Origin of the sequence: Kribbella sp. NPDC023972 (genome assembly GCF_040639075.1) — a bacterium.
GTDB lineage: Bacteria > Actinomycetota > Actinomycetes > Propionibacteriales > Kribbellaceae > Kribbella.
Map to the genome: position 1 here is coordinate 307354 of NZ_JBEZZH010000005.1, position 22946 is coordinate 330299.

25 protein-coding genes are annotated in these 22946 nt (G+C 69.3%); 7 read left to right on the top strand and 18 right to left on the bottom strand.

Translation table 11 applies throughout. The annotated features are described in order from the left end of the window. Positions 1–21: 21 nt before the first annotated feature. The 3 genes from AB0F43_RS22100 to AB0F43_RS22110 all read right to left on the bottom strand — a co-directional run bounded on the left by AB0F43_RS22100 (position 22) and on the right by AB0F43_RS22110 (position 2143). The gene (locus tag AB0F43_RS22100) at positions 22–705 is read right to left on the bottom strand and encodes an NAD(P)-binding domain-containing protein (protein WP_360479711.1); all 684 of its coding nucleotides are present in this window, start codon (positions 703–705) and stop codon (positions 22–24) included. A gap of 4 nt (positions 706–709) precedes the next feature. Further along, positions 710–1741, bottom strand: a complete 1032-nt coding sequence (locus AB0F43_RS22105) for an LLM class flavin-dependent oxidoreductase (protein ID WP_360479714.1) — start codon at positions 1739–1741, stop codon at positions 710–712. A 207-nt stretch (positions 1742–1948) separates the two neighbouring features. Then, a complete protein-coding gene (locus tag AB0F43_RS22110; protein WP_360479717.1) occupies positions 1949–2143 on the bottom strand; it encodes a hypothetical protein in 195 nt (64 codons plus the stop codon). Between the two features lie 602 nt (positions 2144–2745). On the opposite strand from AB0F43_RS22110, the gene AB0F43_RS22115 reads away from it, so the two are divergent. Then, the gene (locus AB0F43_RS22115) at positions 2746–2871 is read left to right on the top strand and encodes a hypothetical protein (protein WP_360479719.1); all 126 of its coding nucleotides are present in this window, start codon (positions 2746–2748) and stop codon (positions 2869–2871) included. A gap of 255 nt (positions 2872–3126) precedes the next feature. Here AB0F43_RS22115 and AB0F43_RS22120 read toward each other — a convergent pair whose 3' ends face one another. Together AB0F43_RS22120 and AB0F43_RS22125 are read right to left on the bottom strand one after the other, a co-directional pair. Beyond that, entirely contained in the window at positions 3127–3555 is a 429-nt protein-coding gene (locus tag AB0F43_RS22120; protein WP_360479722.1) for a hypothetical protein, read from the bottom strand. Between the two features lie 14 nt (positions 3556–3569). After that, positions 3570–4682 (bottom strand): NAD(P)/FAD-dependent oxidoreductase, encoded by a 1113-nt coding sequence (locus AB0F43_RS22125; RefSeq protein WP_360479725.1) that lies wholly within the window; start codon positions 4680–4682, stop codon positions 3570–3572. 129 nt (positions 4683–4811) lie between these two features. On the opposite strand from AB0F43_RS22125, the gene AB0F43_RS22130 reads away from it, so the two are divergent. Beyond that, on the top strand, positions 4812–5246 hold the full coding sequence (locus AB0F43_RS22130; RefSeq protein WP_360479728.1) for a hypothetical protein: 435 nt from the start codon (positions 4812–4814) through the stop codon (positions 5244–5246). A 197-nt stretch (positions 5247–5443) separates the two neighbouring features. Here the strand turns inward: AB0F43_RS22130 and AB0F43_RS22135 are convergent, their stop codons facing one another. Next, positions 5444–7177, bottom strand: a complete 1734-nt coding sequence (locus AB0F43_RS22135) for an FAD-dependent oxidoreductase (protein WP_360479731.1) — start codon at positions 7175–7177, stop codon at positions 5444–5446. 165 nt (positions 7178–7342) lie between these two features. On the opposite strand from AB0F43_RS22135, the gene AB0F43_RS22140 reads away from it, so the two are divergent. Then, positions 7343–8680 (top strand): FAD-dependent oxidoreductase, encoded by a 1338-nt coding sequence (locus AB0F43_RS22140; protein WP_360479734.1) that lies wholly within the window; start codon positions 7343–7345, stop codon positions 8678–8680. Here the strand turns inward: AB0F43_RS22140 and AB0F43_RS22145 are convergent. The 3 genes from AB0F43_RS22145 to AB0F43_RS22155 form a co-directional block, all read right to left on the bottom strand. After that, positions 8672–8989, bottom strand: a complete 318-nt coding sequence (locus tag AB0F43_RS22145) for a hypothetical protein (protein WP_360479737.1) — start codon at positions 8987–8989, stop codon at positions 8672–8674. The two genes, AB0F43_RS22140 and AB0F43_RS22145, sit on opposite strands and share 9 nt — an antisense overlap. 102 nt (positions 8990–9091) lie before the next feature. After that, on the bottom strand, positions 9092–9427 hold the full coding sequence (locus AB0F43_RS22150; protein WP_360479740.1) for an enolase C-terminal domain-like protein: 336 nt from the start codon (positions 9425–9427) through the stop codon (positions 9092–9094). Between the two features lie 13 nt (positions 9428–9440). After that, positions 9441–9788, bottom strand: coding sequence for a hypothetical protein (locus AB0F43_RS22155; protein ID WP_360479743.1), 348 nt, complete (start codon positions 9786–9788; stop codon positions 9441–9443). A 125-nt stretch (positions 9789–9913) separates the two neighbouring features. On the opposite strand from AB0F43_RS22155, the gene AB0F43_RS22160 reads away from it, so the two are divergent. Then, positions 9914–11431: a hypothetical protein gene (locus AB0F43_RS22160; RefSeq protein ID WP_360479747.1), complete on the top strand. Its 1518-nt coding sequence runs from the start codon at positions 9914–9916 to the stop codon at positions 11429–11431. On the opposite strand, the gene AB0F43_RS22165 is transcribed toward AB0F43_RS22160, so the two are convergent. The 4 genes from AB0F43_RS22165 to AB0F43_RS22180 are packed head-to-tail and all read right to left on the bottom strand — an operon-like array spanning position 11428 to position 15448. Continuing rightward, on the bottom strand, positions 11428–11685 hold the full coding sequence (locus tag AB0F43_RS22165) for an HPr family phosphocarrier protein (protein ID WP_360479750.1): 258 nt from the start codon (positions 11683–11685) through the stop codon (positions 11428–11430). The two genes, AB0F43_RS22160 and AB0F43_RS22165, sit on opposite strands and share 4 nt — an antisense overlap. A gap of 12 nt (positions 11686–11697) precedes the next feature. Further along, positions 11698–13704 carry a fructose-specific PTS transporter subunit EIIC gene (locus AB0F43_RS22170; RefSeq protein ID WP_360479753.1) on the bottom strand — a complete coding sequence of 669 codons (2007 nt, stop codon included), beginning with the start codon at positions 13702–13704 and terminating at the stop codon, positions 11698–11700. 11 nt (positions 13705–13715) lie between these two features. After that, positions 13716–14684, bottom strand: a complete 969-nt coding sequence (locus tag AB0F43_RS22175) for a 1-phosphofructokinase family hexose kinase (protein WP_360479756.1) — start codon at positions 14682–14684, stop codon at positions 13716–13718. Then, positions 14681–15448, bottom strand: a complete 768-nt coding sequence (locus AB0F43_RS22180; protein WP_360479759.1) for a DeoR/GlpR family DNA-binding transcription regulator — start codon at positions 15446–15448, stop codon at positions 14681–14683. Before AB0F43_RS22180 ends, AB0F43_RS22175 begins: the two co-directional genes overlap by 4 nt. Positions 15449–15575: 127 nt before the next feature. Between AB0F43_RS22180 and AB0F43_RS22185 the strand changes: the two genes are divergently transcribed. From AB0F43_RS22185 to AB0F43_RS22195, 3 genes are read left to right on the top strand one after another with little or no spacing between them, the layout of a single operon-like run. Further along, positions 15576–17225 carry a putative PEP-binding protein gene (locus AB0F43_RS22185; RefSeq protein ID WP_360479762.1) on the top strand — a complete coding sequence of 550 codons (1650 nt, stop codon included), beginning with the start codon at positions 15576–15578 and terminating at the stop codon, positions 17223–17225. Positions 17226–17283: 58 nt separating this feature from the next. Next, entirely contained in the window at positions 17284–18252 is a 969-nt protein-coding gene (locus AB0F43_RS22190; RefSeq protein ID WP_360479765.1) for an ATP-binding cassette domain-containing protein, read from the top strand. Further along, complete coding sequence (locus AB0F43_RS22195; RefSeq protein WP_360479768.1) at positions 18249–19025, top strand: ABC transporter permease; 777 nt, start codon at positions 18249–18251, stop codon at positions 19023–19025. Before AB0F43_RS22190 ends, AB0F43_RS22195 begins: the two co-directional genes overlap by 4 nt. Positions 19026–19028: 3 nt before the next feature. Here the strand turns inward: AB0F43_RS22195 and AB0F43_RS22200 are convergent, their stop codons facing one another. Genes AB0F43_RS22200 through AB0F43_RS22220 form a run of 5 tightly spaced genes read right to left on the bottom strand, consistent with a single transcriptional unit; the run spans position 19029 to position 22936 of the window. After that, the gene (locus tag AB0F43_RS22200; protein WP_360479771.1) at positions 19029–19409 is read right to left on the bottom strand and encodes a hypothetical protein; all 381 of its coding nucleotides are present in this window, start codon (positions 19407–19409) and stop codon (positions 19029–19031) included. Continuing rightward, positions 19390–20682 carry a BNR-4 repeat-containing protein gene (locus AB0F43_RS22205; RefSeq protein ID WP_360479774.1) on the bottom strand — a complete coding sequence of 431 codons (1293 nt, stop codon included), beginning with the start codon at positions 20680–20682 and terminating at the stop codon, positions 19390–19392. Before AB0F43_RS22205 ends, AB0F43_RS22200 begins: the two co-directional genes overlap by 20 nt. 60 nt (positions 20683–20742) lie before the next feature. Continuing rightward, positions 20743–21708 (bottom strand): zinc-binding alcohol dehydrogenase family protein, encoded by a 966-nt coding sequence (locus AB0F43_RS22210; RefSeq protein ID WP_360479777.1) that lies wholly within the window; start codon positions 21706–21708, stop codon positions 20743–20745. A gap of 8 nt (positions 21709–21716) precedes the next feature. Continuing rightward, the gene (locus AB0F43_RS22215) at positions 21717–22076 is read right to left on the bottom strand and encodes a hypothetical protein (protein ID WP_360479780.1); all 360 of its coding nucleotides are present in this window, start codon (positions 22074–22076) and stop codon (positions 21717–21719) included. Beyond that, the gene (locus tag AB0F43_RS22220; RefSeq protein WP_360479783.1) at positions 22073–22936 is read right to left on the bottom strand and encodes a hypothetical protein; all 864 of its coding nucleotides are present in this window, start codon (positions 22934–22936) and stop codon (positions 22073–22075) included. The genes AB0F43_RS22215 and AB0F43_RS22220 overlap by 4 nt, the downstream gene beginning before the upstream one ends. Positions 22937–22946: the final 10 nt, after the last annotated feature.

Sequence of the window (22946 nt, forward strand, 5' to 3'; positions counted from 1 at the left end):
CGCGCGGCCGGGCGGTGCGGACTACGCCGACAGCTCGACGGAGCGGGCTCTGCTGATCAGCTGGCCACGCGGCGTGCCTGGGAAGCGGTCGAGCATGGCGCGGACCTCGGTTGCGGCGACGTTGGCGCCGAACAGTTCGGTGTTCGGCTCGAACCGGACCCCTTCGGCCAGTGGACCGGCGACCACCGGGTCGAAGCCGAGCGCGTCGACGATCTGGGCGACGGTCGCCGCATCGGCCGGCTCGCCGGCGATCGCGATGGCCTTGCGGTCCGGGGATCCGGCCGGGCGGGCGCCGTCCTCGAGGTCGTGGTAGCCCATGTGGTTGAACGCCTTGACCACGCGCGACTCCGGCAGGAAGGCCTGGACCGTCTCGCTGGACGAGGTCCGCGGGTCGGTCAGGTCGTCGCGGACGCCGTCGACCTCCCACCAGTAGTTCATCGCGTCGATCACGAGCTTGCCGCGCAGCGCCTCGGCGGGAATCGTGCGGTACTTGCCCAGTGGCAGCGCGAGTACGACGACGTCGGCCCGCGCGGCGGCGTCGGCCGCGGTGGTCGCGACGGCGCCGGGTGTGACGATCTCGACGATGAGCGCGATCTTCTCCACCTCACCGGAGCCTGCGATCAGCACCTGGTACCCGGCCGCGACGGCGAGCCGGGCCAGCACGGTGCCGACCTTCCCCGCGCCGAGAACGGCGATGGTTGTCATCACGTCACCCGGCCAGCATTTCGCGCACCATCGGGATCACCTTCGTGCCATACAGCTCGACCGCCTTCAGCCGTGCGCTGATCGGCAACGTGCCCGCGGTGTAGATCAGGTCGAACCGCCCGACCCCGAGCCGCTGGATGGCGCCGGCGATCCGGCGGGCCACGGTTTCCGGCGAACCGACGTACATCGAGCCGTGCGCGACGTCGGCGTCGAACTCCTCCCGCCTGATCGGCGGCCAGCCCCGCAACGCGCCGATCCGGTCGCGAACGACCTGGTACCGCGGGTAGAAGATCTCCTTCGCCTCCTCGTCGGTGTCGGCGACGAAGCCGGGCGAGTGCATCCCGACCGGGTGCGCGACCGTGCCGAACTGCTCGGCCGCCCGCCGGTAGAGATCCAGGTACGGCGCGAACCGGTCCGGCGCGCCACCGATGATCGCGAGCATCAACGGCAGGCCGTGGTACGCCGTACGCACGACGGACTGGGGTGATCCGCCGACCCCGACCCACGTGGTCAGCCGGCCGGACTCGGTCTTGGGGTAGACGTCGGCGTTGTCCAGCGCGGCCCGCGTGGTGCCGCTCCAGCTGACCGGCTTCTCGTCGAGCAACTGGACGAACAGCTGCAACTTCTCCTCGAACAGGACGTCGTAGTCCTTGAGGTCGTACCCGAACAGCGGGAACGACTCGGTGAACGAGCCGCGCCCGAGAATGACCTCGGCCCGCCCGTTCGACAGCGCGTCCACGGTGGCGAACCGCTGGAACACCCGCACCGGGTCGTCCGAGCTGAGCACGGTCACCCCGGACCCGAGCTTGATCCGCGACGTGCGCCCGGCGATCCCGGCCAGCACGGTCTCCGGCGTCGAGATCGAGTACTCGGGACGGTGGTGCTCGCCGAGCGCGATCGCGTCGACGCCGAGCTGGTCGGCCAGCACCGCCTCCTCCACCACCTGCCGAATCGCCGCGGCATCCGAAACCGGCGCACCGGTGTCGTCCTCCGGAATGTCACCGAACGTGTCCAGCCCGAACACGACGTCGCTCATGAACCCACTTCTCCTCTGCTCAAAAGTCTAGGTTGACATGTCAACACCTCGGATGTCGGGGTCATTCCTCCCGCCGTAGCAGTAACGGCGTGTAGCCCGGCAACGGACATGTGGTGATGTACGCGTTGGCAACGGCGTGGATTCCTCACTGGTCAGTCATGACGTCATTCACTAACGCCGCGCCCCGGTGGCGCGTACCGGGACGTATCAGTGTTCGGGGTACAGCGGTATCGACGCGAAGGTCCCGCTGCCGGCGTTCCTGCGGGACACGTCCGCGTGGGGTGACGATCCGCCGTACCGCGTCGGCGACGGCTCAGGCAACATCCGGTGGCGGTCCGACCCGTACAGCAAACCGAGTTGGTACATGTGGTTGCACTCGCTGCGCTGCCTGGGCCAGGGCATCGAAGCCGGCCGTAAAGGTGACAAGCGTGCGTTGACGCACGCGATGGCCGTGATCCAGGACTGGGTTCGCGACAACCCGCACTCCTGGAAGCGCGACGTCGGTGCGTGGGAGTCGACCATGCACCGCACCAACGTGCTGATCTGTGCGCGGCAGGCCGTGCTGGCGGGACTGCGGGTCCGCCAACTCCCGCCGCAGTACACCTGGCTTGACCAGGCGCTGCTGGATCACGCGCCACCACAGCGACCGGGCACCTCCCCCAGGTCGGCGACGCCAGCCGCCAGCGACCCGACGCGGTGGCCGGAACGCCCTTGGAGTACGCCGCCTCACTCGGCAAGAAGGGGTCGCGACCGACCCGGAGGACCGCCGTGTTCGACGCCGGTTACGTCTTCGGCCGGACCGGCTGGGGCGAGAGTCGAGCGTTCACGCAGGAATCGTCGTACACCATCAGGTTCGGACCGGTGGGCGCAGGTATCACGGTCACGAGGACCACACCTCGATCACCTACACCTCGCACGGCCGGGACATCCTGATCGATCCCGGTCACTCCGGCTACCAGCTGGACAAGTGGCAGGGCTGAACCAAGAGCCAGTCGGCGCACAACATGATGACGATCCCGTCCGGCAAGGCCACCGGAGCGGAGACCCGACTGCTCAGCGCGGCGATCGCATCACCTGACAACCGCAGCTATGACGACGACGCTCCACTCCTCGGGCTGTCCGTTGTCTGACAGACTGCGGGCATGGTCGAGGCCGCTGGGGTGGTGAACCGGGATGGCCGGGAGAACGATGCGGAGTTCGAGGCGGTCATAGCCGGGTCGAGCGAGAAGGTGCAGAAGCTGGCCCGCGCCGTACGCGCGACCTGGTGTACGACGTCCTGCCCGCAGCCTGAAGATCACGAGCCTCGACGACGTACGCCGACCGGCTCTGCGCGATCTGATCGCCGTCTCAACGCGAACCGGCATCTGAGCGCGACGGACTTCAGGTCAGCTGTGGTTGTCGATCTCTTCGAGCCGGAGGGCCAGGAGTTGGCGCAGGGGCATGGACTCGCCGTCGCGGGCGCCCAGGCCGACGGTCAGTGGTGGGTCGGACGGCAGGATCCGGACGCCGACGAGGCGGGACTTCAGGCTGGCGGGAGTCGCCAGGATGTAGAAGTTGCCGTCGGTGTCGACGCCGAGTGAGTGGTTGCGGCGGAGGTACCAGCCGGTGATCGTCGTGCGATAGGCCGCGCCCGATCCAGAAACCGGCGCGCGCAAGGCCTCCGGCTCGATGCCCCGAGCCTTCATCGTCTGGACGAAGTCGGCGAGCAGCGCCCGAGCCTGCGCGGTCTCTGCCGCCTTCCGCTGTTCGAGCGCGGCGGCATGGGCCGCGGACGCCTCTCGCCGTTTCTCGCGCCAACTGGGCTCACTGTCCACCGTCCCACCCTAGATCACTCGCTGGTGGGGAAAGACCTGTCACCGAAGAGGATCCGGCGAGCCGCCGATTGCCCGAGTGGTGTGCGCAGGAGCTGGAACCCCATCGAGGCAGCAGCAGGCGTCCGCACCTGAGCCAAGCCTCTGCGCAACAAGAGCCGCCCGCGGAAGTGCGCACGCAAAGCGGCCCCGTCGTACTGATCCAAGGCACCCCGCTCACCTCGCAGCGCGTCATCGAGTGCGCGGGCCGCGAGGGAGGACAATCGCAGACACGGATCAAGACCGCCGGCCGTGAGCGGCGAGACCGCCCCGGCCGCATCGCCCACGAGAAGTCCCTCCGCACAACTGATCCGCCGCAGCAGACCACCGACCGGAATCGGACCGCCCCGCCGTTCCACCTCGACCGGACGGTCCGTCCCAGGCAGCCCCGGCGCTTCCTTGCCGAATCGCTCCAAAGCCTTACGCAGACCGTCCGGGAACCGATCGCCGTACCCGGCAACTCCTACGTGAGCGTGCTGCCCGTCGTTGACCACCCACGCCAGATACCCCGGAGCAAGCGAGGGATCGAGTACGCAGTGAAACGTCGGCGGCTCCTCACTTCGGGTAATGGCAAACACCTCTTCGGCCCCGACCAGTAAATGCCGGTTGCGCTCCAGCCCGAGGTCGCGCGCCACCCCTGACCGCGCTCCGTCAGCTCCGACGACGTACCGCGCCCGTACCTGCAACGGCCCATCGCGATCGACCAAGACAAAGACGTCACCGCGCCGACCCGCGTAGCGCGTGCCCAGTGCGATCTGTACGCCGGCTGCGGTCGCGCGCTCGGCCGCGGCCACGTAAAGCGGCGCCATGTCACCCACCCGGTACTCGTCCCGGCCGCTGATCAACGTCACCGGCCGGCGCAGATCAGGCGGATACAGCACCACGCGGCGAATCGGTGGCCCGAGACACTCGGCGGGCAAAGCGAAGTCGTCGAGTGTCTTCCGTACGAAGATGCCCGTGGTGCGAATCGCGGTTGTCAGGCTGGTACGACGCTCAGCCAGCAACACGTCGTGGCCTTGCTCAGCCAGCATCGTGGCGGTGTGGAGCCCCGCCAGCCCGGCTCCCACCACCAGTACGTCGCTTGTGCTCATCGGTCGCGTCGGTCCTGAGCCGTGGTCACCTATCGATAATCGATGATCACCTATCGAGTGTCAACAGGCAACCAATGACTCTCGATCGCGGTAGGCTGCCGACGGATCGGACGAAGGAGGGGGCAGCCAGTGGGTCTCGTGCTGTTCATGCTGGTGGTCGTGGGGCTGGCCGGGGGTGCGGTGTGGTTGTGGGTGCGGGCCTTGGTGGGCGGGCGGTGGTGGCGCAGCGCCGGATGGTTCGCCGGGACGGCGATCCTGCTGGTCCTCGGGATGGGGGTCGTCTATCTCGTCGGGGCGTTAGCGGGGGCGAGCCTGGATCCGGAGGAGGCGTGTCATGCCGATGGGCAGCGGTACGACGCGGAGTACCGCCGGGCGAATCTCGACGAGTACGGGCAGTGGTTTCCGCTGCATGACAAGTGCCACGCGGGCTATGACCTGGTGCCGGTCTGGGTGAATCCGACGCTGGTCGCCCTGCCGGTCCTGGCAGTCGCGTGCCTGGCCTATGCGGTGTGGTGCCGATCACACTCGTGGGATGCAACTATCAAACCCCGCTTTCCCAGCTGACGAAGGACGATGGCCGGCAGGTTGAGCAGCCCGGAGTCCAGGAAGTCAGCGGCGTGGTCGATGTCCTGGAGGTCGAAGCGGCGGCCGAATCGCGCGGTGAGGGATTCGGCCAACGGCTTGAGGTATTCATCGACCGCCAACGCGCTCCTCAGTCCAGGGCGGGAGGGCCCCATGACCAACCACCACCGGGCAATCGGCTACTCGACCAGCTTCCCCTCGGTGGAGATGTCGTCGCGCATGAGCTTGCGGAGCTCCTCCGGGATCGGCGGGATCTCCTCGCGCTGCACCGAGCCGGCGCCGGACCAGACCAGGTTGACCTGGAGGGATTCGTCAAGGTCGGGGTAGTCGGAGCGGTTGTGGCAGCCGCGGGACTCGCGGCGTTCGAGGGCGGCGTCGAGGGTGGCCCGGGCAGCCAGCGCGGACGCCTTCAGGTCGAACGCGTGGGCCAGATCCTGGAAGCCGGCGATATCCGGGTGCACGCCGATCCTCGTCATCCGGTCCTCGATCTCGGTCAGCTCGGAGAGGCCGGCCAGCAGTCCGGCCTCGTCCCGGACGACACCGGCCCGGTTGGTCATCGTGTCGCGCAGCGCCCGCTGCAATGCCCGGACGTTCTCCTCACCGTCAGCTGCCAGCAGCGCGTCGACCTCGGCCCGGGCTTCCGCGATCGCCTGCGCGGATCGCAGCTGCGACTGCCGGCCGATCGAGTACTTCGCCGCTTCCTCCGCGACGATCCGGCCGAACACCAGCAGCTCGATCAACGAGTTGCCGCCCAGGCGGTTCGCACCGTGCAGGCCGCTGGCCGCCTCACCGATCGCGTACAGCCCGTCGACGCCGGTCCCGTGGTCTTCGGGACGAACCCAGACACCGCCCATCGAGTAGTGCGCGGTCGGTGCGATCTCGATCGGCTGCTTGGTGATGTCGAGCATCTGCAGCTCGAGGAGTGTCTGGTAGACCCGCGGCAGCCGGCGCATGATCGTCTCCCGCGGCAGGTGCGACACGTCGAGCCAGACACCGCCGTTCGGCGTACCGCGGCCTTCCTTGATCTCCGTGTACGCCGCCAGCGCGACCCGGTCCCTGGTGGACAGCTCCATCCGCTCGGCGTCGTACCGGGCCATGAACCGCTCCCCCAGCGCGTTGCGCAATTGACCGCCCTCACCACGGGCCGCCTCGGACACCAGGGTCCCGGCCGCGTTCTCGGGCTCGATCAGGCCGGACGGGTGGAACTGGACCAGTTCGGGGTCCCGGATCCGCCCACCGGCCTCGACCGCCAGCCGGAAGGAGTCACCGGTGTTCTCGTCACGACGCGACGACGTACGCCGCCAGATCCGGGTGTGCCCGCCGGCGGCGAGGATCACCGCGTCGGCGTGGATGACGTACCGCCGCCCGGTGGTGAGATCGAAGCCGTACGCGCCGAACACGGTGTTGTCGCGGACCAGGATGCGGGTCACGTAGACCGTGTCCAGGATCGGGACGCCCAACTGGACCGCGCGGTTGATCAGCGTCCGCTGGATCTCGAGGCCGGTGTAGTCACCCGCGAACGCCGTCCGCCGGTAGGTGTGGGCGCCGAAGAAGCGCTGCGAGATCCGGCCGTCGGCCTCCCGGGCGAACGGCATGCCGTAGCGCTCCAGATCGGCGATGCCCTGGGCCGCTCCCTCGGTGACGATCCGGACCGTGATCGGGTTCGCCAGGAGATAGCTCTCCTGCAGGGTGTCCGCGGCGTGCTGCTGCCAGGTGTCCTCGGAGTCCATCGTGGCCAGCGCCGCGTTGATGCCCCCGGCGGCCAGCGAGGTGTGTGCGTCCGCCCGCGGGCGTTTGCCGAGAGCAAGCACCTCGACACCCTGCTCGGCCAGCTCGATCGCGGCGCGCAGCCCGGCACCACCGGTTCCGATCACCAGGACGGACGTGGCGATCTGCTGCTCGGTGGTCTTCATCAAGTCTCCTTTGACTCGTGGCAATGGTCTACACCTAGGACAACTCAGCGCACCGGTCTGTGACTGTCACCGCTGTCACACCCCGCCTGTCTGTCACGTCTCACTCTCTCGTCACAAATCGGCCGGCTGTCTTGTCCTACCTAGTGAACAGACAGAGGAGGCAAGGTGCGCAGGATCGTAGTGGTCGGCGGCGGGTACGCCGGTTTCTATGCGGCGTGGAAGCTGGAGAAGAAACTTCGCACGGGTGAAGCCGAGGTCGTGGTGATCGATCCGCGGCCGTACATGACCTATCAGCCGTTCCTTCCCGAAGTCTTGTCCGGATCCGTGGAGGCACGGCACGCCGCGATCTCGCTGCGGCGGAACCTGCGCCGGACCAAGATCATCGCCGGGGCGGTCACCTCGATCGAGCACGCCCGGCACGTGGTGACGGTCCATCCGGTCCAAGGGGCTGATTTCGAGCTGCCGTACGACATCATCGCCGTGACCGCCGGTGCGGTCACGCGGACGCTCGACCTGCCCGGTGTGGCCGAACGCGCTATCGGCATGAAGCACGTCGAGGAGGCGGTGGCGATTCGCGACCGCCTGCTCACCGCGTTCGACGAGGCGTCCGTCCTCCCGCCCGGTCCGGAGCGGCAACGCCTGCTGACCGTCACCTTCGTCGGCGGCGGCTTTGCCGGTGTCGAAGGCTTCGCGGAGCTCCTCGCCCTCGCCAACGCCCTGCTCAAGTCCTACCCCGAGCTCACGCCGGCCGACCTGGCCTTCCACCTGGTCGAGGCGAGCCACCGCATCCTGCCGGAAGTCGGTGACGGCCCGGCGCAGTGGGTGCGCTCGATGCTCGAGCGCCGCGGCGCGCGGGTCCATCTCGACACCACGCTCGAGTCGGCCGCTGACGGTCAGGTCGTGCTGTCCGACGGTACGACGTTCGCCTCGGACCTGATCGTCTGGACAGCCGGCAACGCCGCGACCCGGCTGGTCCGCGGCCACACCGACCTCCCGGTCACCCGGCGTGGAATGATCCACACCCGGGCCGACCTTCGCGTCGGCACCGAGACAGAGTCCGTGCCGGACGCATGGGCGGCGGGCGACGACGCGGCGATTCCCGACCTCGCGTCGCCAGTGGCGGGCTCGCTCACAGTGCCCAATGCGCAGAACGCCGTACGGCAGGGGAAGCTGCTGGCGAAGAACCTGGTGCGGACGCTGCGGGGCCGGGAGCCGAAGAAGTACGTCCATCACACCCTGGGTGCGGTCGCCACCCTCGGGCTCGGCACGGGGATCTTCCAGTACAAGCGGATCGTCGTGAAGGGCTTCCTCGCCTGGCTCATGCACCGCGGCTACCACGTCCTGGCGGTGCCAACCTGGGACCGGAAGATGCGCGTACTCGCCGTTTGGCTGACCGCCGCGCTCTACGGGCGGGACATCGTGTCGCTGGCCTCGGTACAGCGGCCGCGGGACGCTTTCGTCAACGAGGCCGACGTCCCGGCGCTCACCTCGCGCTCAGCCTGACGGGTTCTCGCAGAGGAACGGCGGGCGCGAGCCGCCGGAGTGGTAGTGGTACTGCTTGCCGCCGGCTTCGAGGATGATGCGTGAGCCGTCGATCAGGGCCTGGGTGTAGACCATGCCGGGCTGCGGGCAGCCAAGGCTGCCGTCGGGCCAGGTGACCTCGCTGGAGCTGACCACCGTGACCTGACCGGGGTCGACACCGAGCCGGTTGGCGAGGTCAGTCCTGGCCCGCTCGACCGGCCCGCCTGTCGGGTCAGGGCTCGGTGTGCTGCTGCTCGGTGTGCCGCCGCTCGGTGTGCTGCTGCTGGTCATCGGTTGTCCTTCCGCTCCAGACTCGTCGCCACACGCAACCAAGAGGCCCGCCACCGCGACGATGACGCCCAAACCGACCTTCCGCATCCCGATCACCTCCCACTATGGACGACCGCCGGGCACGTTTCGTTGCAGCCTCAGCTGTTCAGCCCGCCAAGGGATGCCGAAGCCGGGACGGTCGGAGAGGGTGAGGTGGCCGTTGGACAGGTCGTAGCCGTCGCCGTCGGTGCCGAGGGTGTGACCGGGCACGCCTTCGATGATCGCGACGTTTCCCAGGCCGGCTGCGATGTGGGCCGCGTACAACGTCTTGAGCGGCGCGCCCCAGGCATGCGGTGAGGCCTCAGTGGACACGGCCGCGAGTTGCGGCATGAGCCCGGATGTACTCGGCTCCGACTTCGCCGTACTGACACCAGTCACCACATGCCGGGAAAGGCTCACAGCGCCTCCGTGCTCAACCGCGGTCGATCATGCCGTGCAGGTGGGCCACCGCCCGGTCGATGTCGTCGTACCCCTGCTGCGCGGCCCGGGACTCGGCGGCCAGCAGACCACACCGATGGACCTTCCCGAAGTCGCCGTACGGAAACTTGTAGTGCCCCTTGGTGTCGTCCCCCATCTCGTCGTCGACACCCAGGTACCACAACCCGTAGTCCTTCCACCCCTGCTTGTCCAGGTACTCGTTCTCCTCGTCCGTCGACGGCTGGTCCTCACTCCAGTCGTCCCGCTCGTCCGCGACGAACTTCCCGTCCTTCACCAGCTTCTTGGCATGCTCGAACGCCCGCTCGTTCAACTTCACACTCATCAGCTTCTCCTTCCAGACGCCCCGATCGCCTGGTTCCCCCTCACCCCCATCTCAACCACCGGGGGCGGTGACGACCCTGTGAGGCGGGATGCTTGGGGGGCTGGGTCGGGTGACGGGAGTGGTGGATGTCGGACTGGTACGTGGAGCGGCGGCAGGATCGGGAGCTCGAGGAGCTGCGGAGTGAGATGTCGCTCGCGCTCTCCGAGGCGTCGAGTCTGCGGTCGAAGGTGTCGCAACTGCAGGGCAGTCTGGATTCGCGGCTGCGGCAGTTGAGCGATGCGTTCGATGCCTTCGTGGAGTTGTCCGACATCCGCTACGAGCTGATCGGGTTCGCCGACGCGGCCGAGGTACGGCGGCATGCCGGCCAGGTGCTGGCCGCACTCGCGTCCGGTCAGCAGCCGCCGGCTCCCGGGCCGAAGGTCGCGAACTACTGGTTGCAGCCGGCCGTCGCGACGCTGCACAGCTTGTCGAGCGACGTCACCGAGCTGCCGGACGGACCGTTGTCCGAGGCAATGGCTCTCGACCAGGCCCGTACGTCGGCCTTCCTCTGCCTGGCGCTGGCCGCGCTGGGTCGGCGCGACCTGGTCCGCACGACCTGGCTGGAGACAGCCTTCGGTACGCCGGCCGACGGCAAGGCCACCCGGTTGCAGCGCGCGTTGTGGTCCACCGGTGCCCGTGGTGGACTCGGCGCGGACGGTCTCACGCTGATCGTCGGGCGGTTGCAGGAGCAGGTCAAAGGCCTGACCTGGCTCGACACCGTCGTGAGCCGGGCTCAGCTGGTCCGGCTCGCCGGTCCGGACTTCACCGAGATCGCCACGGCGCGGAACGCCCGGGCCCGGCTCGGCCAGCTCAAGGCCGCCGTCGAGACGATCGCCGGCGATACCGCCGCACGCGAGCCTGACCGTGAACTCGCGTACGGCGAACCCGACCCGGACAGCGCGTCCGCCGTACTGCGGCTGCTGATCTCCGAGGGCAGTGAGCCCGAGCGCGAGCCGCTGGCCCGCGTCACCGAGCTGCGCAGCCGGATCACCGACACCGCGGCCGCGACGGGCGCGATCACCGACCCGGTCGACACGATCGAGAACCTGCTCCGGGCCGACCTGCGCCGCGACGACGAGCCACATCTGTCTGCGACCGCGTTGCGAGTGGTGGCGGACGGCGTACTGACCGACGCCGAGGAGTTGGCCAGGACCGCGAACACCCTCGTCCCGACCGAGGTCGTCTGCGCCTCCGGCCGGCGCGAGGTCACCGTGCTTCCGGATGGTCCGGACCCGCAGTCGCTGGCGGCTGCGGTGGCCAAGATCAACGCGGAGGCGCCGCCGTTGACAGTGCGGGCGCTGGGCGGACCGATCGCGATCGCCGCGACCGGTCTGGCGGTGGCTGCCGGCTTGGGTGGCCTCCTGCACCCGTTCTGGATCGTCATCGGCCTGGTGATCCTGGGCTACGCCGCCGCTCGCTTCTGGCAGGCCCGTACTCAGGCCGCGCAGGCGAAGGCCGATGCCGAGGTCCAGATCGCCGGGCTGAAGGAGAAGGCGAACGAGACCGCCGCGGAGCTGGCGTCGTACAAGGCGAGCACCCGCGACCGCGAGGCCTCGATCGCCGCCGACCTCGAGGCGATCCGCAGGCAGCTGACCCAGACTTAGGCGTCCAGGTCGGCGGCGACCAGGTCGGCCACCTTGCGCAGGACCGCGTCGTCGTCGCACGTCACGGTGACGTCATCGCCACACTTCGCGCCGAGCGTCATGATGAGCAGGGCCGACCCCGCGTCGACCGGTGCGCCGCCGTTCGTGGCGAGCGTGACCGGTACGCCGGCCTCGGTGACAGCGGCTGCGATCACCGCAGCGGGACGGGCGTGCAGGCCCACGGACGAGCCGACGGTGATGGTGGTGCTGGACATTGGATGTTCCTCTCAGACCGTGACAGCAGTAGGAGTTTGAGCGGTGGCGGGTTTGCGGCCGAGTTGCTTGGCGAGCGCCACCGTGGCCGCGGCCACCACCGCACCGGCGATCAGTGCGAGGACGAACCACACGATGTGGCCGATGGCGAAGAAGACGAAGATGCCGCCGTGCGGTGCGGACAGGGTGACGCCGCCCGCCATCACGGCCGCACCGGTGACGGCGGAGCCGAGCATGATCGACGGGATGACGCGCAGCGGGTCGGCGGCCGCGAACGGGATCGCGCCCTCGGTGATGAACGATGCCCCGAGCAACCACGCGGCCTTGCCGTTCTCGCGCTCCGCGGTGCTGAACAGCTTCGGGCGGACGGCGGTCGCCAGCGCCATCGCCAGCGGCGGCACCATCCCGGCCGCCATCACCGCGGCCATCACCTTCAGCGAGGCCGGGTTGTCGACGGACAGACCGGCGGTCGCGAACGCGTACGCCGCCTTGTTCACCGGACCGCCCATGTCGAAGGCCATCATCAGGCCGAGGACGATGCCGAGCACGATCGCCGACGACCCGGACAGGCCGTTCAGCCAGCTCTCCAGACCCGAGGTGATCGCGGCCAGCGGCCGGCCGAGAACCAGGAACATCAGCCCGCCCGCGATCAGCGTCGCACCGAGCGGGATCACCACCACCGGCATCAGCCCGCGGCCCCAGGCGGGCACCTTCAGCCGGCTGATCCACAGGGCGGCGAAGCCGGCCAGCAGGCCGCCGACGATACCGCCGATGAAGCCGGCGCCGACGGTTGTCGCGACCACACCGACGGTGAAGCCCGGCGCGATCCCGGGCCGGTCCGCGATGGCGAACGCGATGTAGCCGGCCAGTGCGGGAACGAGGAATCCGAAGGCGAGCGCACCAAGACTGAACAGCACCGCACCGAGGTACTGCGCGAGGCCACCGCTCGGCAGGTTCGCCAGCGAGTTGTTCGCCACGATGTCGGTCGCGGACGCGTTGATCTTGTAGCCGCCGAACAGGAAGCCGAGCGCGATCAGCAGGCCGCCGGCCGCGACGAACGGGATCATGTAGCTCACGCCGGTGAGCAGGATCTGCCGCATCCGCACGGCCCAGGACACGTCGCCGGAGCGGGCGTCCCTCCGGGGCGGGCCGGACGCGCCGGCCTCGACCCGGGGAGCATCCGGATCGGCCGCGGCCGCCAGCGCGTCCGCGACCATCGCGTCCGGCTCGTTGATCGCCCGCTTCACCCCGGACGCGACCACGGGCTTGCCCGCGAACCGGCCGCGGTCCTTCACCCCGACGTCGGTCGCGAAGATCACGGCTTCCGCCGAGTCGATGTCGTCCGCGCCGAGCGGTGTCGAGGCGCCGGAACCCTGCGTCTCCACCAGTACCTTCACGCCGGCCCGCTCGCCGGCGGCCACCAGGGAGTCCGCCGCCATGTAGGTGTGCGCGATACCGGTCGGGCAAGCCGTGACGGCCACGATCTGCCGCTGCGCAGCCGGAGCGGCCGCGGCAGGCTCGGCCGCGGCAGGCTCGGCCGCGGCAGGCTCGGCCGCGGCAGGCTCGGCCGCGGGCGCGACCGCCGACTGCACCAGGGCGACCACCTCGTCCGCAGATGTTGCCTCGCGCAACGATGCGGTGAACTCGGGCTTCACCAGCGAACGCGCCAGCGCCGTCAGCAAGGTCAGATGGTCGGCATCCCCTCCGGCCGGAGCGGCGATCAGGAAGACCAGATCGGCCGGTCCGTCCGGCGCGCCGAAGTCGACGCCCGGGTTCAGCCGGGCGAACGCCAGGGTGGGCTCGGTGACGAAGGACGATCGGCAGTGCGGGATGCCGATCCCGCCGGGCAGCCCGGTCGCCGCCTGACCCTCACGGGCCAGCGCGTCGCCGTACAGGCCCTCGACGTCGGTGGCGCGGCCGGTGGCCACCACCCGCGACGCTAGCTGCCGGATCACATCCTGTGACGTGCTGCCGAGGTTCTCGTCCAGTACGACGAGTTCGGGTTGGATGATCTGGGACATGGGGGTTCCTCTCAGCCGCGTGGGGTCGCGACGGAACGCGGAGCCAGGGCGACAACGCTGACGCCCGCAGGACGGAGATCGTCGGGCCGCGGCATCGCGGACCCGGCGAGCTGGACCGCGGCGGCGCCGAACGCCACCGCCTGACGCAACCGATCGGCCGGCCCCGCTCCGGCCAGATCGGCAAGCAAGTAGCCGGCCAGGGTGGCATCACCCGCGCCGACGGTGTTGATCGGTACGACGGCCTCGGCCTTCCCGAGCAACGCCGTACCCGAGCCGTCGACCAGCACCGCGCCATGACGACCGAGCGTCGCGAGCACAGCTCCGACGCCACGAGCGATCAGGGCCCGGGCCGCGTCGGCGACGAACGACGGGTCGGCCTCGAGGCGCGCCACGTCGTACCCGGTGAGCTCGGCGAGCTCCTCGGCGTTCGGCTTGAGCAGATCCGGTTGCACAGCCGCCGATGCGACCGCCCGCAGCGGCTCGCCGGACGTGTCGACGGCTACCGCGCATCCCTGCTCACGCAGTGCCGCGACCAGGTCGACGTACCAGTCGGCAGGCACCTCCGGCGGCAGTGAGCCCGACAGGACTGCCCACCGGGCGTCCACGGCCTCCCGCAGGACGGCGGTGACCAATGCGTCGAGCACAGTCTGGGTGAGTGGCATCCCAGCCTCGTTGAGCTTGGTCGTCGTACCGTCGGGCTCGACGACAGTCACGTTCACCCGCACCGGATGCGGTACGTCGACCGCTCGGTAGGCCACAGCCTGGTCGCGCAGCGCGGCCAGCATCCGGTCGTCGGTTCCGGCCGGCAGCACCGCGATCGCGGGCGCACCAGCCGACGTGAGCGCCCGGGCGACATTCACGCCCTTGCCACCCGGCTCGCTGCGAACGGTGATCGCGCGCTGGACCTCGCCGCGACGCAGTTCGCCGGCGAGCTCGATCGTCCGGTCGACACTCGGATTCGCGGTCAGCGTGACGATCATGCGATCACCACCTCTACCTCGCGTGCCTCGAGCTCGCGGACCACCGCCGGGTCGATCCCGTCATCGGTGACCAGTACGTCGACCTCGTCGAGAGACGCGAACCGGACCAGGTGCTCGCGACCGATCTTGGCCGAGTCGGCGACCACGACGACCTGGTGCGCTGCGGCGACCATGGCCCGCTTGACAGCGGCCTCGTCCGGGTCCGGGGTGGTGAGGCCGTGGTCGACCGTCAGCGCGTTGGTCCCGATGAAGGCCAGGTCGACCCGTAGGTCTGTCAACAATCGGACAGTCTGATCGCCGACAGCCGCCTGAGTCTCGCCCCGGACCCGGCCGCCGAGCAGGTGCAGCCGGATGCTGTCCGACCCACCGAGCCGGGCTGCGATCGGCACCGCGTTCGTGACCACCACGAGCCGACGGTCGACGGGCAACAGGGAGGCGATGCGGGCGGTCGTCGTACCGGCGTCGAGGAGGACGCTGCCGCCGCTGCCCGGGAGCAGCTCGACCGCGGCCTTCGCGATGCGGTCCTTCTGGTCCGCCTGGGTGGCGTCGCGCTCGGCGACACCGGGCTCGATCACGGTCAGCGCGGTGGTGGAGACCGCGCCGCCGTGGACGCGGCGGAGCAGGCCGGCCCGCTCGAGCTGGGCGAGGTCGCGGCGCACGGTCTCGGTGGTGACGCTGAGGTCGGCCGCGATGCCGCTGACCGTGACCCGGCCCTGCTCACGGACCTTGCCCACGATCGCCGCCTGCCGCTCCTCCGCGTACATATCGACTCCAGATCTGTGTTTCGTTGGGATTTTGTGTTGTTTCAGTTGGTTTTACGCCCGATCTATTGACATGTCAAGACCTCTGTTCGTAACGTCCTGGCAATCCACCGGAGGTTGAGGACCCGTCATGAACCACATTGCGAAGGGCGTTCCCGTCGTACCGGGTGTCGGCTACGGCCCGGTGATCCGTCCGGAACCGCGCCCCGCGATCCCGGCCCCGACGACCGTCGCCGAGGAGGATCGGGCCGCTGAGATCGCCAGGTACGACGCCGCCGCGGCAACCGTCGCCACCCGGCTGACCGAGCGCGCGGGATTGGCGGCCGGCGCGGCCGCCGAGGTGCTCAGTGCGACCGCCGACCTGGCGCGGGACCGTGGGCTCAGCGCTGCGGCCGCTCAGCGGATCCAGGCCGGCTCCGACGCCGTGCATGCGTGCGCGGCGGCGACGGATCAGTTCGCCGCGCTGTTCACCCAGCTCGGCGGCCTGATGGCCGAGCGCGTCACGGATCTGCACGACATCCGCGACCGGATCGTCGCCGAGCTCACCGGCCAGCCGGAGCCCGGCGTACCGCATCCCACCGAACCGTCCGTGCTCGTCGCCGACGACCTCTCCCCCGCCGACACCGCCGGCCTCGACGAGCTGACCGTGGCCCTCGCGACCCGGCTCGGCGGGCCGACCAGCCACACCGCGATCATCGCCCGGCAACTCGGGATCCCCTGCGTTGTCGCGGTCACCGATCTCCCCGAGATCGGAGTGGGTACGCCGGTTCTGGTGAACGGCGACACCGGCGAGATCCTCATCGAGCCCGACGAGACCACGGCTCGGGCAGCGGTCCGGGCCGCCGCCGACCAGCGTGCGGTGACGGCGTCATGGCACGGCCCGGGCCGTACGGCCGACGGTCACCCGGTCGGCATCCTCGCCAACGTGCAGGACGGGCCGTCCGCCCAGCAGGCGGCCCAAAGCCAGGCCGAAGGTGTCGGACTCTTCCGGACCGAGCTCGCCTTCCTCAACCGGGAGACCGAACCGACCGTCGCCGAGCAGGCCGACCTGTACGCCGAGGTACTCCGCGCCTTCGCGGGCCGGAAGGTCGTCGTACGGACATTGGACGCCGGATCGGACAAGCCGCTCGCATTCACCGGCGCGACCGACGAGCCGAACCCGGCGCTCGGCGTACGCGGGCTCCGCCTCGCCTTCGCCGATCCGGGCATCCTGGACCGTCAACTGGACGCGATCGCCAAGGCCGCGGAACGGACGGGCGAGCTGCCGTGGGTGATGGCCCCGATGGTCGCCACCGTCGCGGACGCACGGTTCTTCGCCGAGCGCGCCCGCAGCCGTGGCCTGGTCGCCGGCGTGATGGTCGAAGTACCCGCGGTCGCTCTCCTCGCCGACCGGGTACTGGAGCACGTGGACTTCCTGTCGATCGGCACGAATGACCTGACGCAGTACACGATGGCTGCCGACCGGCTGTCGCCCGAGCTCGCCACCCTGACCGACCCGTGGCAGCCCGCGCACCTCGCACTGGTGGCACAGGTCGCCCGCGCCGGTCAGGTGGCCGGCAAACCCGTCGGCGTCTGTGGCGAGGCCGCAGCGGATCCCTTGCTGGCCTGCGTTCTCACCGGTCTCGGCATCACGTCGTTGTCAGCGGCAACCGCTGCGCTGCCCGCCGTCGGCGCTCGCCTGGCCACCGTGACCCTCGACCAATGCCGCCACGCCGCAACCGCGGCCCTCGCCGCCGAAGACCCTGCCGCAGCACGGGAAGCGGCTCGAACTGCATGTTGACGCGACGATGATCGAGTAGTCGACTGGGAGGTCAAACCGAGCTTCGGAGGGGCACGGGATGGACCACTCGATCTGGGCGGAAGGACTAACCAAGCGGTTCGGCGACACGGAGGCCCTGGCCGGAGTCGATCTGGCGGTACCGACCGGGACCGTCCTCGGCCTACTCGGCCCGAACGGTGCGGGCAAGACCACCGCGGTCCGCGCGCTGGCGACCCTGCTGCGGGCGGACGGGGGCTGGGCCACGGTCGGCGGGTACGACGTACAGCGGGAGGCGCACCAGGTCCGGCAGCTGATCGGACTCACCGGACAGTACGCCGCCGTCGACGAGAACCTGACCGGAACCGAGAACCTGTTGCTGATCGGACGACTGCTCGGCCAGTCCCGTCGCGAGGCACGCCGGCGCGCCGCCGAACTGCTGCAGGAATTCGGGCTCGCCGAGGCCGCGGACCGCGCCACCAAGACGTACTCGGGCGGCATGCGGCGCCGGCTCGACCTAGCCGCGAGCCTGGTCGGGCGGCCGCGCATCCTGTTCCTCGACGAACCGACGACCGGACTCGACCCGCGTGCCCGGCTGGACCTCTGGAACATCGTCCGCGACCTGGTGCGCGCGGGATCCACGGTCCTGCTGACCACCCAGTACCTCGACGAGGCCGACGCGCTGGCCGACAACATCGCCGTCATCGACCACGGCAAGCTGATCGCCACCGGTACGCCGGACGAACTGAAGGCGAAGGCCGGGGCACAGTCCCTCGCCGTACGACCGGTCGACCCGTCGGACCTGCCCACCGTCGTGTCGGTCGTCGGAGAACTGACGAAGGCCGAGCCCGAGGTCGACCGCGAACTGGTGACCGCCCCCGTCACGGACCCGGCCGTCCTGCCGGCCGTCGTACGGCGGCTGGACGACGCCGGCGTCGTGATCAGCACCCTCACCTTGCGCGGCGCGAGCCTGAACGAGGTGTTCCTGTCGCTCACCGGGCATGCGGTCGAGGAAGAATCTGACGAGACGGCCGAAAGGGTCCGGGCATGAACGCGAGGGTCGGTCCTCTGCAGGGCCTGCAGCAGACAGCCACGTTGGCATGGCGGACGATCGTGCAGATCAGGCACAACCCATGGGAGCTCGGCGACTACAGCTTCCAGCCGATCCTGTTCGTCGTCCTGTTCACCTACATCTTCGGCGGCGCGATCTCCGGCAGCACCGGCGAGTACCTGCGGCTCACCCTGCCCGGCATCATCGTGATGAACATGTTCTTCGTGACGATGTACGTCGGCACCGGGCTGAACACCGATCTGACCAAGGGCGTCTTCGACCGGTTGCGGTCGTTGCCGATCGCCCGCTGGGCACCGCTGGCCGGGCGGATCGCGGCGGACCTGGTCAAGCACGCGTGGTCGGTGTTCCTGCTGCTCGCCGTCGGGTATCTGATGGGGTTCCGGGTGGAGACCTCCGTGCTGAACCTGCTCGCCATGGTCGGTCTGGTGCTGGTTTTCGCGCTGGCGTTCTCGTGGGTCTCGGTGCTGGTCGGTGTGATCGCCCGTGATCCGGAACAGGTTCAGCTCTTCGGGTTCACGGTGCTGTTCCCGGTGACCTTCGTCAGCAACGTCTTCGTCCCCACCGAGACCATGCCGGGCTGGCTGCAGCCGGTCGTCGAGGCGAACCCGGTGACCATCCTGTCCGACGCCGCCCGCGGGCTCCTGGTCGGCGGCCCGGTCGCCGAGCCGGTCGCCTGGACCCTGCTCTGGGCCGGCGCCATCATGGTCGTCTTCGCCCCGATCTCGGTCATCGCCCTCAGACGCAAGGTCTGACCCTCACCGGTCGGCGTCGGACTCGACAATCGCCGCGGTGACGGCGACGAAGATCGCGGCGAACGGGCCGGCCAGCGCGACGAATCCCCACACCCCGTTGCCGGTCCACAACCAGACATGCAGCCCGGCCGGGACAGCCAGCAGGGTTACCAGCATCACCAACCAGATGCAGCCTGCGAACGCGTCGTACTCCTCGGTGAAGATCAGGAACAGCGCGACGATCAGCGGAGCCGCGGTCAGGGCAGCGATGACGGCGGTGACGGCCCAGCGCCACTCGCCGGTCAGCGGCCAGGCCGCCACACCAGCGACGAGGCAGACCACCGAGGCCAGCAGCGGGAGCCAGAGCTCCCGCCACCAGCTGACTTCAGTCTCGCGGTTGGTCAAGGAGGACGACCTCGCAGTTGTAGTGCTGGGACGCCGTCATCACCCCGCGGAACCACAGCAGCGGGACTCGCGCCGGGTCGCCGGGCGCGACGATCGGGCGCAGGTTGTCGACGTCGGAGTTCTCCGTGACCGGCGTCCACGTCGTACCGGCGTCGGTGAGGCGGGCATGGAAGATCTCGTGATGCGGCAACTCGGCGCCGTCACGCGGGTCGACCGGGGTCGAGACGTACAGGGAGGCCAGGTCGTACGGATCGATCGCGACCAGCCCGGTGTAGTCGTTCTCGTGCGGCAGCAGGCCCGGACCGGCCTTGGCCAGTTGCTGCACCTGCCACTCCCCACCCGGGGCCAGCCGCGCGTAGAAGAAACGGTGATCCCGTACTTCGTGCAGCCGCTCGAAAGCATCGGCAGGATTGTCGAGGGTGTCCTGGCGAGCGAGCAGAATGGCGGCGAGCGTCCCGTCGGCGGCGCGCCGGATGTCGACCGTCCAGCAGTGCGTCATCGGCTCGCCGTCCCACAGCGACCCGGCTTCGAGCACCGTGGTCAACTCGGCCTGCGACGGCGCATCACCTTTCAGCGCGACCGGATCCACTACCGTCCCGTCGGTCCGGTGCAACGCGCCGGCCTCGAGATAGCCGTGGTAGATCGAGTTGTTGTAGTCGCGCGGATGGTGATCGGTCGTGACCAGGTCGATCCGTGTCGGCGTCGAGACGTACCGCGTGTAGCCGTTGACGTAGCCCACCTTCGGCCGGGTGAACAGCTTGCCGGCGTACGTCCAGGTGTCACCGTCATCGTCGGACACGAGCGCGCACTGATCGTCGTTGACCGCACGAGCGAAGCAGTACAGCCGCCCGTCGAGCACGTGCAGGTTCGAGTAGGTCACCCCGCGCCCGCCGGTGAACTCACTCCAGTCGAAGGTCCGCTCCGGCCCCCACGTCCGCGGATCCCCGGGCTCACTCACTCGCCACCGAGTCAGGTCGTCCGTTTTGTGCTTCGTGTAGACGGCAAGCCATCGCCCATCCGCCCGCCGCCACAACGCCGGCACGTCATGATCGTCCGCCTCGAGCCGCTCATGCAGTACGACGACCTCACTCGAACCTGACCGCAGATCGACAACGGTCAGCTCGACGTTCCCGGCCCGGTCGTCACCGCCAGGACCCTCCGGCGCCGCGATCGACCCGACCACTAACGTCTGGCTCTCCGGGTCCACCACCGCCCGCTCGTCCTGAAACCAGCACCACGCACCGTTGTCATTGACCACCACAGGCTCACGCATGACTCTGAAGTGTGCCAGCAAACGCTTGCCAAGACATTTCCGACGGCGTGGTCAGGTGGCCTAGGGGGTCAGGACGAGACGGCCCAAGGTCTGACCGCTGGATTGGCGGTGCCACGCGGTGGTGACGTCGGGTAAGGGAGCTGTTTCGTGGGCAACCGCGATGGCGCCTGCCGCCGCGTGCTGGAGAACGGCGGTGAGGGCGTCACGGCGTTGGTTTGGGGTGAGGGCGTTGTTGGTGTAGCCGAGGATGCCGGCGGTGCGGCTGCGCAGGATCGCCGAGGAGAACGTCGCCTCGTCGCCGGCCGCGCCGCCCAGGTTCACCAAGCGACCACCGGGCGCCAGGAGTCGCGCGGCCGCGGTCGCCACCGCCCCGAAGACGGGATCCACGACGACGTCGACGGCACCGCCGGTCGCGTCGGTGAGCGCCCCCTCGAGGTCGTCGGAGGCCAGGCTGACCACTTCATCCGCACCAGCTGCCAGCGCCCGCTGCCGAGCAGCTTCAGAGCGGCAAACGGCGACGACTCGGGAGGCCTTGAGGACTCGCGCCGTACCGATGGCGGCCTGACCGACGGCTCCACCGCCGCCCAGCACGAGCACCCGCTCACCCGGCTGCAACTGTGCCCGCCAGGTCAGCACCATCCACGCAGCAACCCCGGACAACCCGAGGGCAGCCACCTCGGTGTCGGGCACCGGCGTCTCGAGAACAACGAGATCCTGATCGGGTACGGCGCACAGCTCGGCGAAGCTCCCATCACCCGGCGACATACCGGCCGAGGTCGCGAAGAACACCTTGGTGCCGGGAGCAACGACTGCCGACCGCTCGACCACGCCGACCCCTTGCACCCCTGGTACGTACGGGACCTCGGGCGGGCCGAAGTACGACGTACCAGAAGCACACAACAGATCCAGCGGAACGACGGGTGCCGCGGTCACGCGGACGACCGACTGTCCCTCCGACGGGACGGGGTCCGGGTGCTCACCGTGGGACGGCGCTTCACCATGGACGCGCAGGACGGCTGCTCGCACGCGATCTCCTAAGTGGCGATATCCGGATAGGGCAGGGAGAAGTGCTGCAGCGCCTTGCCGTAGGCCTTCTGGTACTCCAGCGGCCCGTGGTCGCGCTCGAACATCGCGATGAACAACGTCAACGTGAGGAACGGATGCGCCCCCAGCCGGAACAGCGCCACATGGTCCTGCTCGACCAGCACCCGCCGTTCCTCGTCGGTGAACGCGAGCCAGGTGGACTTCTCACCGGGTGTGCAGTTGAGGATCTGATTGGCCAGCTCCGCTTCCCACCACGCCACCGTTCCCGCGGGGTCCTCGCGGTACCGCTCGACCAGTTCAGGATCGCGATCGACGGTGAAGAGGAACTTGTCCAACAAGTACTTGCTCATGCCGGTACTCCGTTCGGATACCAGGTGAAGTACGCCTCCATGGTGTGGAACAGGTCGAGCGAGTCGACGTGGTCGGCCTTCGCGCCGGCGCCGGCCACACCCATCATCAGCATGAAGTCCATGAACCCGTGGGTCGCGTTGCCGGGCAGGTGCAGGCTGTCCAGGGTCACCTCGGCCAGGCAGCCGTCGATGTCGCCGCCGGCGATCCAGTCGATCGCCCTCCGGTCGAACTCCGGATCGGGGCCGTGGGCACCGAACTGCCGCGGCCCGCCGAGTTCGAGGGACAGATGCCCGGTGCCGATGATCGCCACCCGCTGGTCGTCCGGCCAGGACTCGACCAGCTGCCGGATCGTCCGGCCCAGCTCGACGAACCGCTTCGGTCGCGGCAGCGGTGGCGCGAAGATGTTGGTGTAGATCGGCACGATCGGCAGGTCCGCCTCCGGCCGGAGCGTGATGATCGGGCAGGTGATGCTGTGATCGATCCGCAGTTCGTTGCTGAAGGCAAGATCGAACCCCGCGTCCAGCCCGTTCCGCAGGATGTGCGCGGCCAGCCGCTCCTCCCCCGGCAGCGTGAACCGCGGCAGCCCGAACTCGCGCTCCTCGTTGTACCAGTTCGCGTCGAAGTACGGCGCTTTGCCGACCAGGAACTGGGGCATGTTGTCCAGCCAGAGCTGGTGGAAGTGGTCACTGCCGACCATCACCAGGATGTCCGGTCGGGCCTTGGTGAGGGTCTCCCGGAAGGCCTCGATCTTGGCCACCCACTCGTCGGTGAACGGCGGCCGGTCGGCGCCGGTCGACGTACTCGCGCGGTAGTAGAACGGATGGTGCGTGGAGGCGATGACCGCGACGACTGTGGCCATGTGCTGCTCC

Excerpts from the sequence above, each read along its gene's own strand:
- AB0F43_RS22135 (WP_360479731.1), bottom strand. The coding sequence starts at position 7,177 with ATGAAGACCACCGAGCAGCAGATCGCCACGTCCGTCCTGGTGATCGGA.
- AB0F43_RS22165 (WP_360479750.1), bottom strand. The coding sequence starts at position 11,685 with ATGTCCAGCACCACCATCACCGTCGGCTCGTCCGTGGGCCTGCACGCC.
- AB0F43_RS22180 (WP_360479759.1), bottom strand. The coding sequence starts at position 15,448 with ATGTACGCGGAGGAGCGGCAGGCGGCGATCGTGGGCAAGGTCCGTGAG.
- AB0F43_RS22215 (WP_360479780.1), bottom strand. The coding sequence starts at position 22,076 with ATGAGCAAGTACTTGTTGGACAAGTTCCTCTTCACCGTCGATCGCGAT.
- AB0F43_RS22155 (WP_360479743.1), bottom strand. The coding sequence starts at position 9,788 with ATGAGTGTGAAGTTGAACGAGCGGGCGTTCGAGCATGCCAAGAAGCTG.
- AB0F43_RS22145 (WP_360479737.1), bottom strand. The coding sequence starts at position 8,989 with ATGACCAGCAGCAGCACACCGAGCGGCGGCACACCGAGCAGCAGCACA.
- AB0F43_RS22170 (WP_360479753.1), bottom strand. The coding sequence starts at position 13,704 with ATGTCCCAGATCATCCAACCCGAACTCGTCGTACTGGACGAGAACCTC.
- AB0F43_RS22190 (WP_360479765.1), top strand. The coding sequence starts at position 17,284 with ATGGACCACTCGATCTGGGCGGAAGGACTAACCAAGCGGTTCGGCGAC.
- AB0F43_RS22110 (WP_360479717.1), bottom strand. The coding sequence starts at position 2,143 with ATGCCCTGGCCCAGGCAGCGCAGCGAGTGCAACCACATGTACCAACTC.
- AB0F43_RS22205 (WP_360479774.1), bottom strand. The coding sequence starts at position 20,682 with ATGCGTGAGCCTGTGGTGGTCAATGACAACGGTGCGTGGTGCTGGTTT.
- AB0F43_RS22220 (WP_360479783.1), bottom strand. The coding sequence starts at position 22,936 with ATGGCCACAGTCGTCGCGGTCATCGCCTCCACGCACCATCCGTTCTAC.
- AB0F43_RS22175 (WP_360479756.1), bottom strand. The coding sequence starts at position 14,684 with ATGATCGTCACGCTGACCGCGAATCCGAGTGTCGACCGGACGATCGAG.
- AB0F43_RS22100 (WP_360479711.1), bottom strand. The coding sequence starts at position 705 with ATGACAACCATCGCCGTTCTCGGCGCGGGGAAGGTCGGCACCGTGCTG.
- AB0F43_RS22115 (WP_360479719.1), top strand. The coding sequence starts at position 2,746 with ATGATGACGATCCCGTCCGGCAAGGCCACCGGAGCGGAGACCCGACTG.
- AB0F43_RS22185 (WP_360479762.1), top strand. The coding sequence starts at position 15,576 with ATGAACCACATTGCGAAGGGCGTTCCCGTCGTACCGGGTGTCGGCTAC.
- AB0F43_RS22195 (WP_360479768.1), top strand. The coding sequence starts at position 18,249 with ATGAACGCGAGGGTCGGTCCTCTGCAGGGCCTGCAGCAGACAGCCACG.
- AB0F43_RS22105 (WP_360479714.1), bottom strand. The coding sequence starts at position 1,741 with ATGAGCGACGTCGTGTTCGGGCTGGACACGTTCGGTGACATTCCGGAG.
- AB0F43_RS22160 (WP_360479747.1), top strand. The coding sequence starts at position 9,914 with ATGTCGGACTGGTACGTGGAGCGGCGGCAGGATCGGGAGCTCGAGGAG.
- AB0F43_RS22125 (WP_360479725.1), bottom strand. The coding sequence starts at position 4,682 with ATGAGCACAAGCGACGTACTGGTGGTGGGAGCCGGGCTGGCGGGGCTC.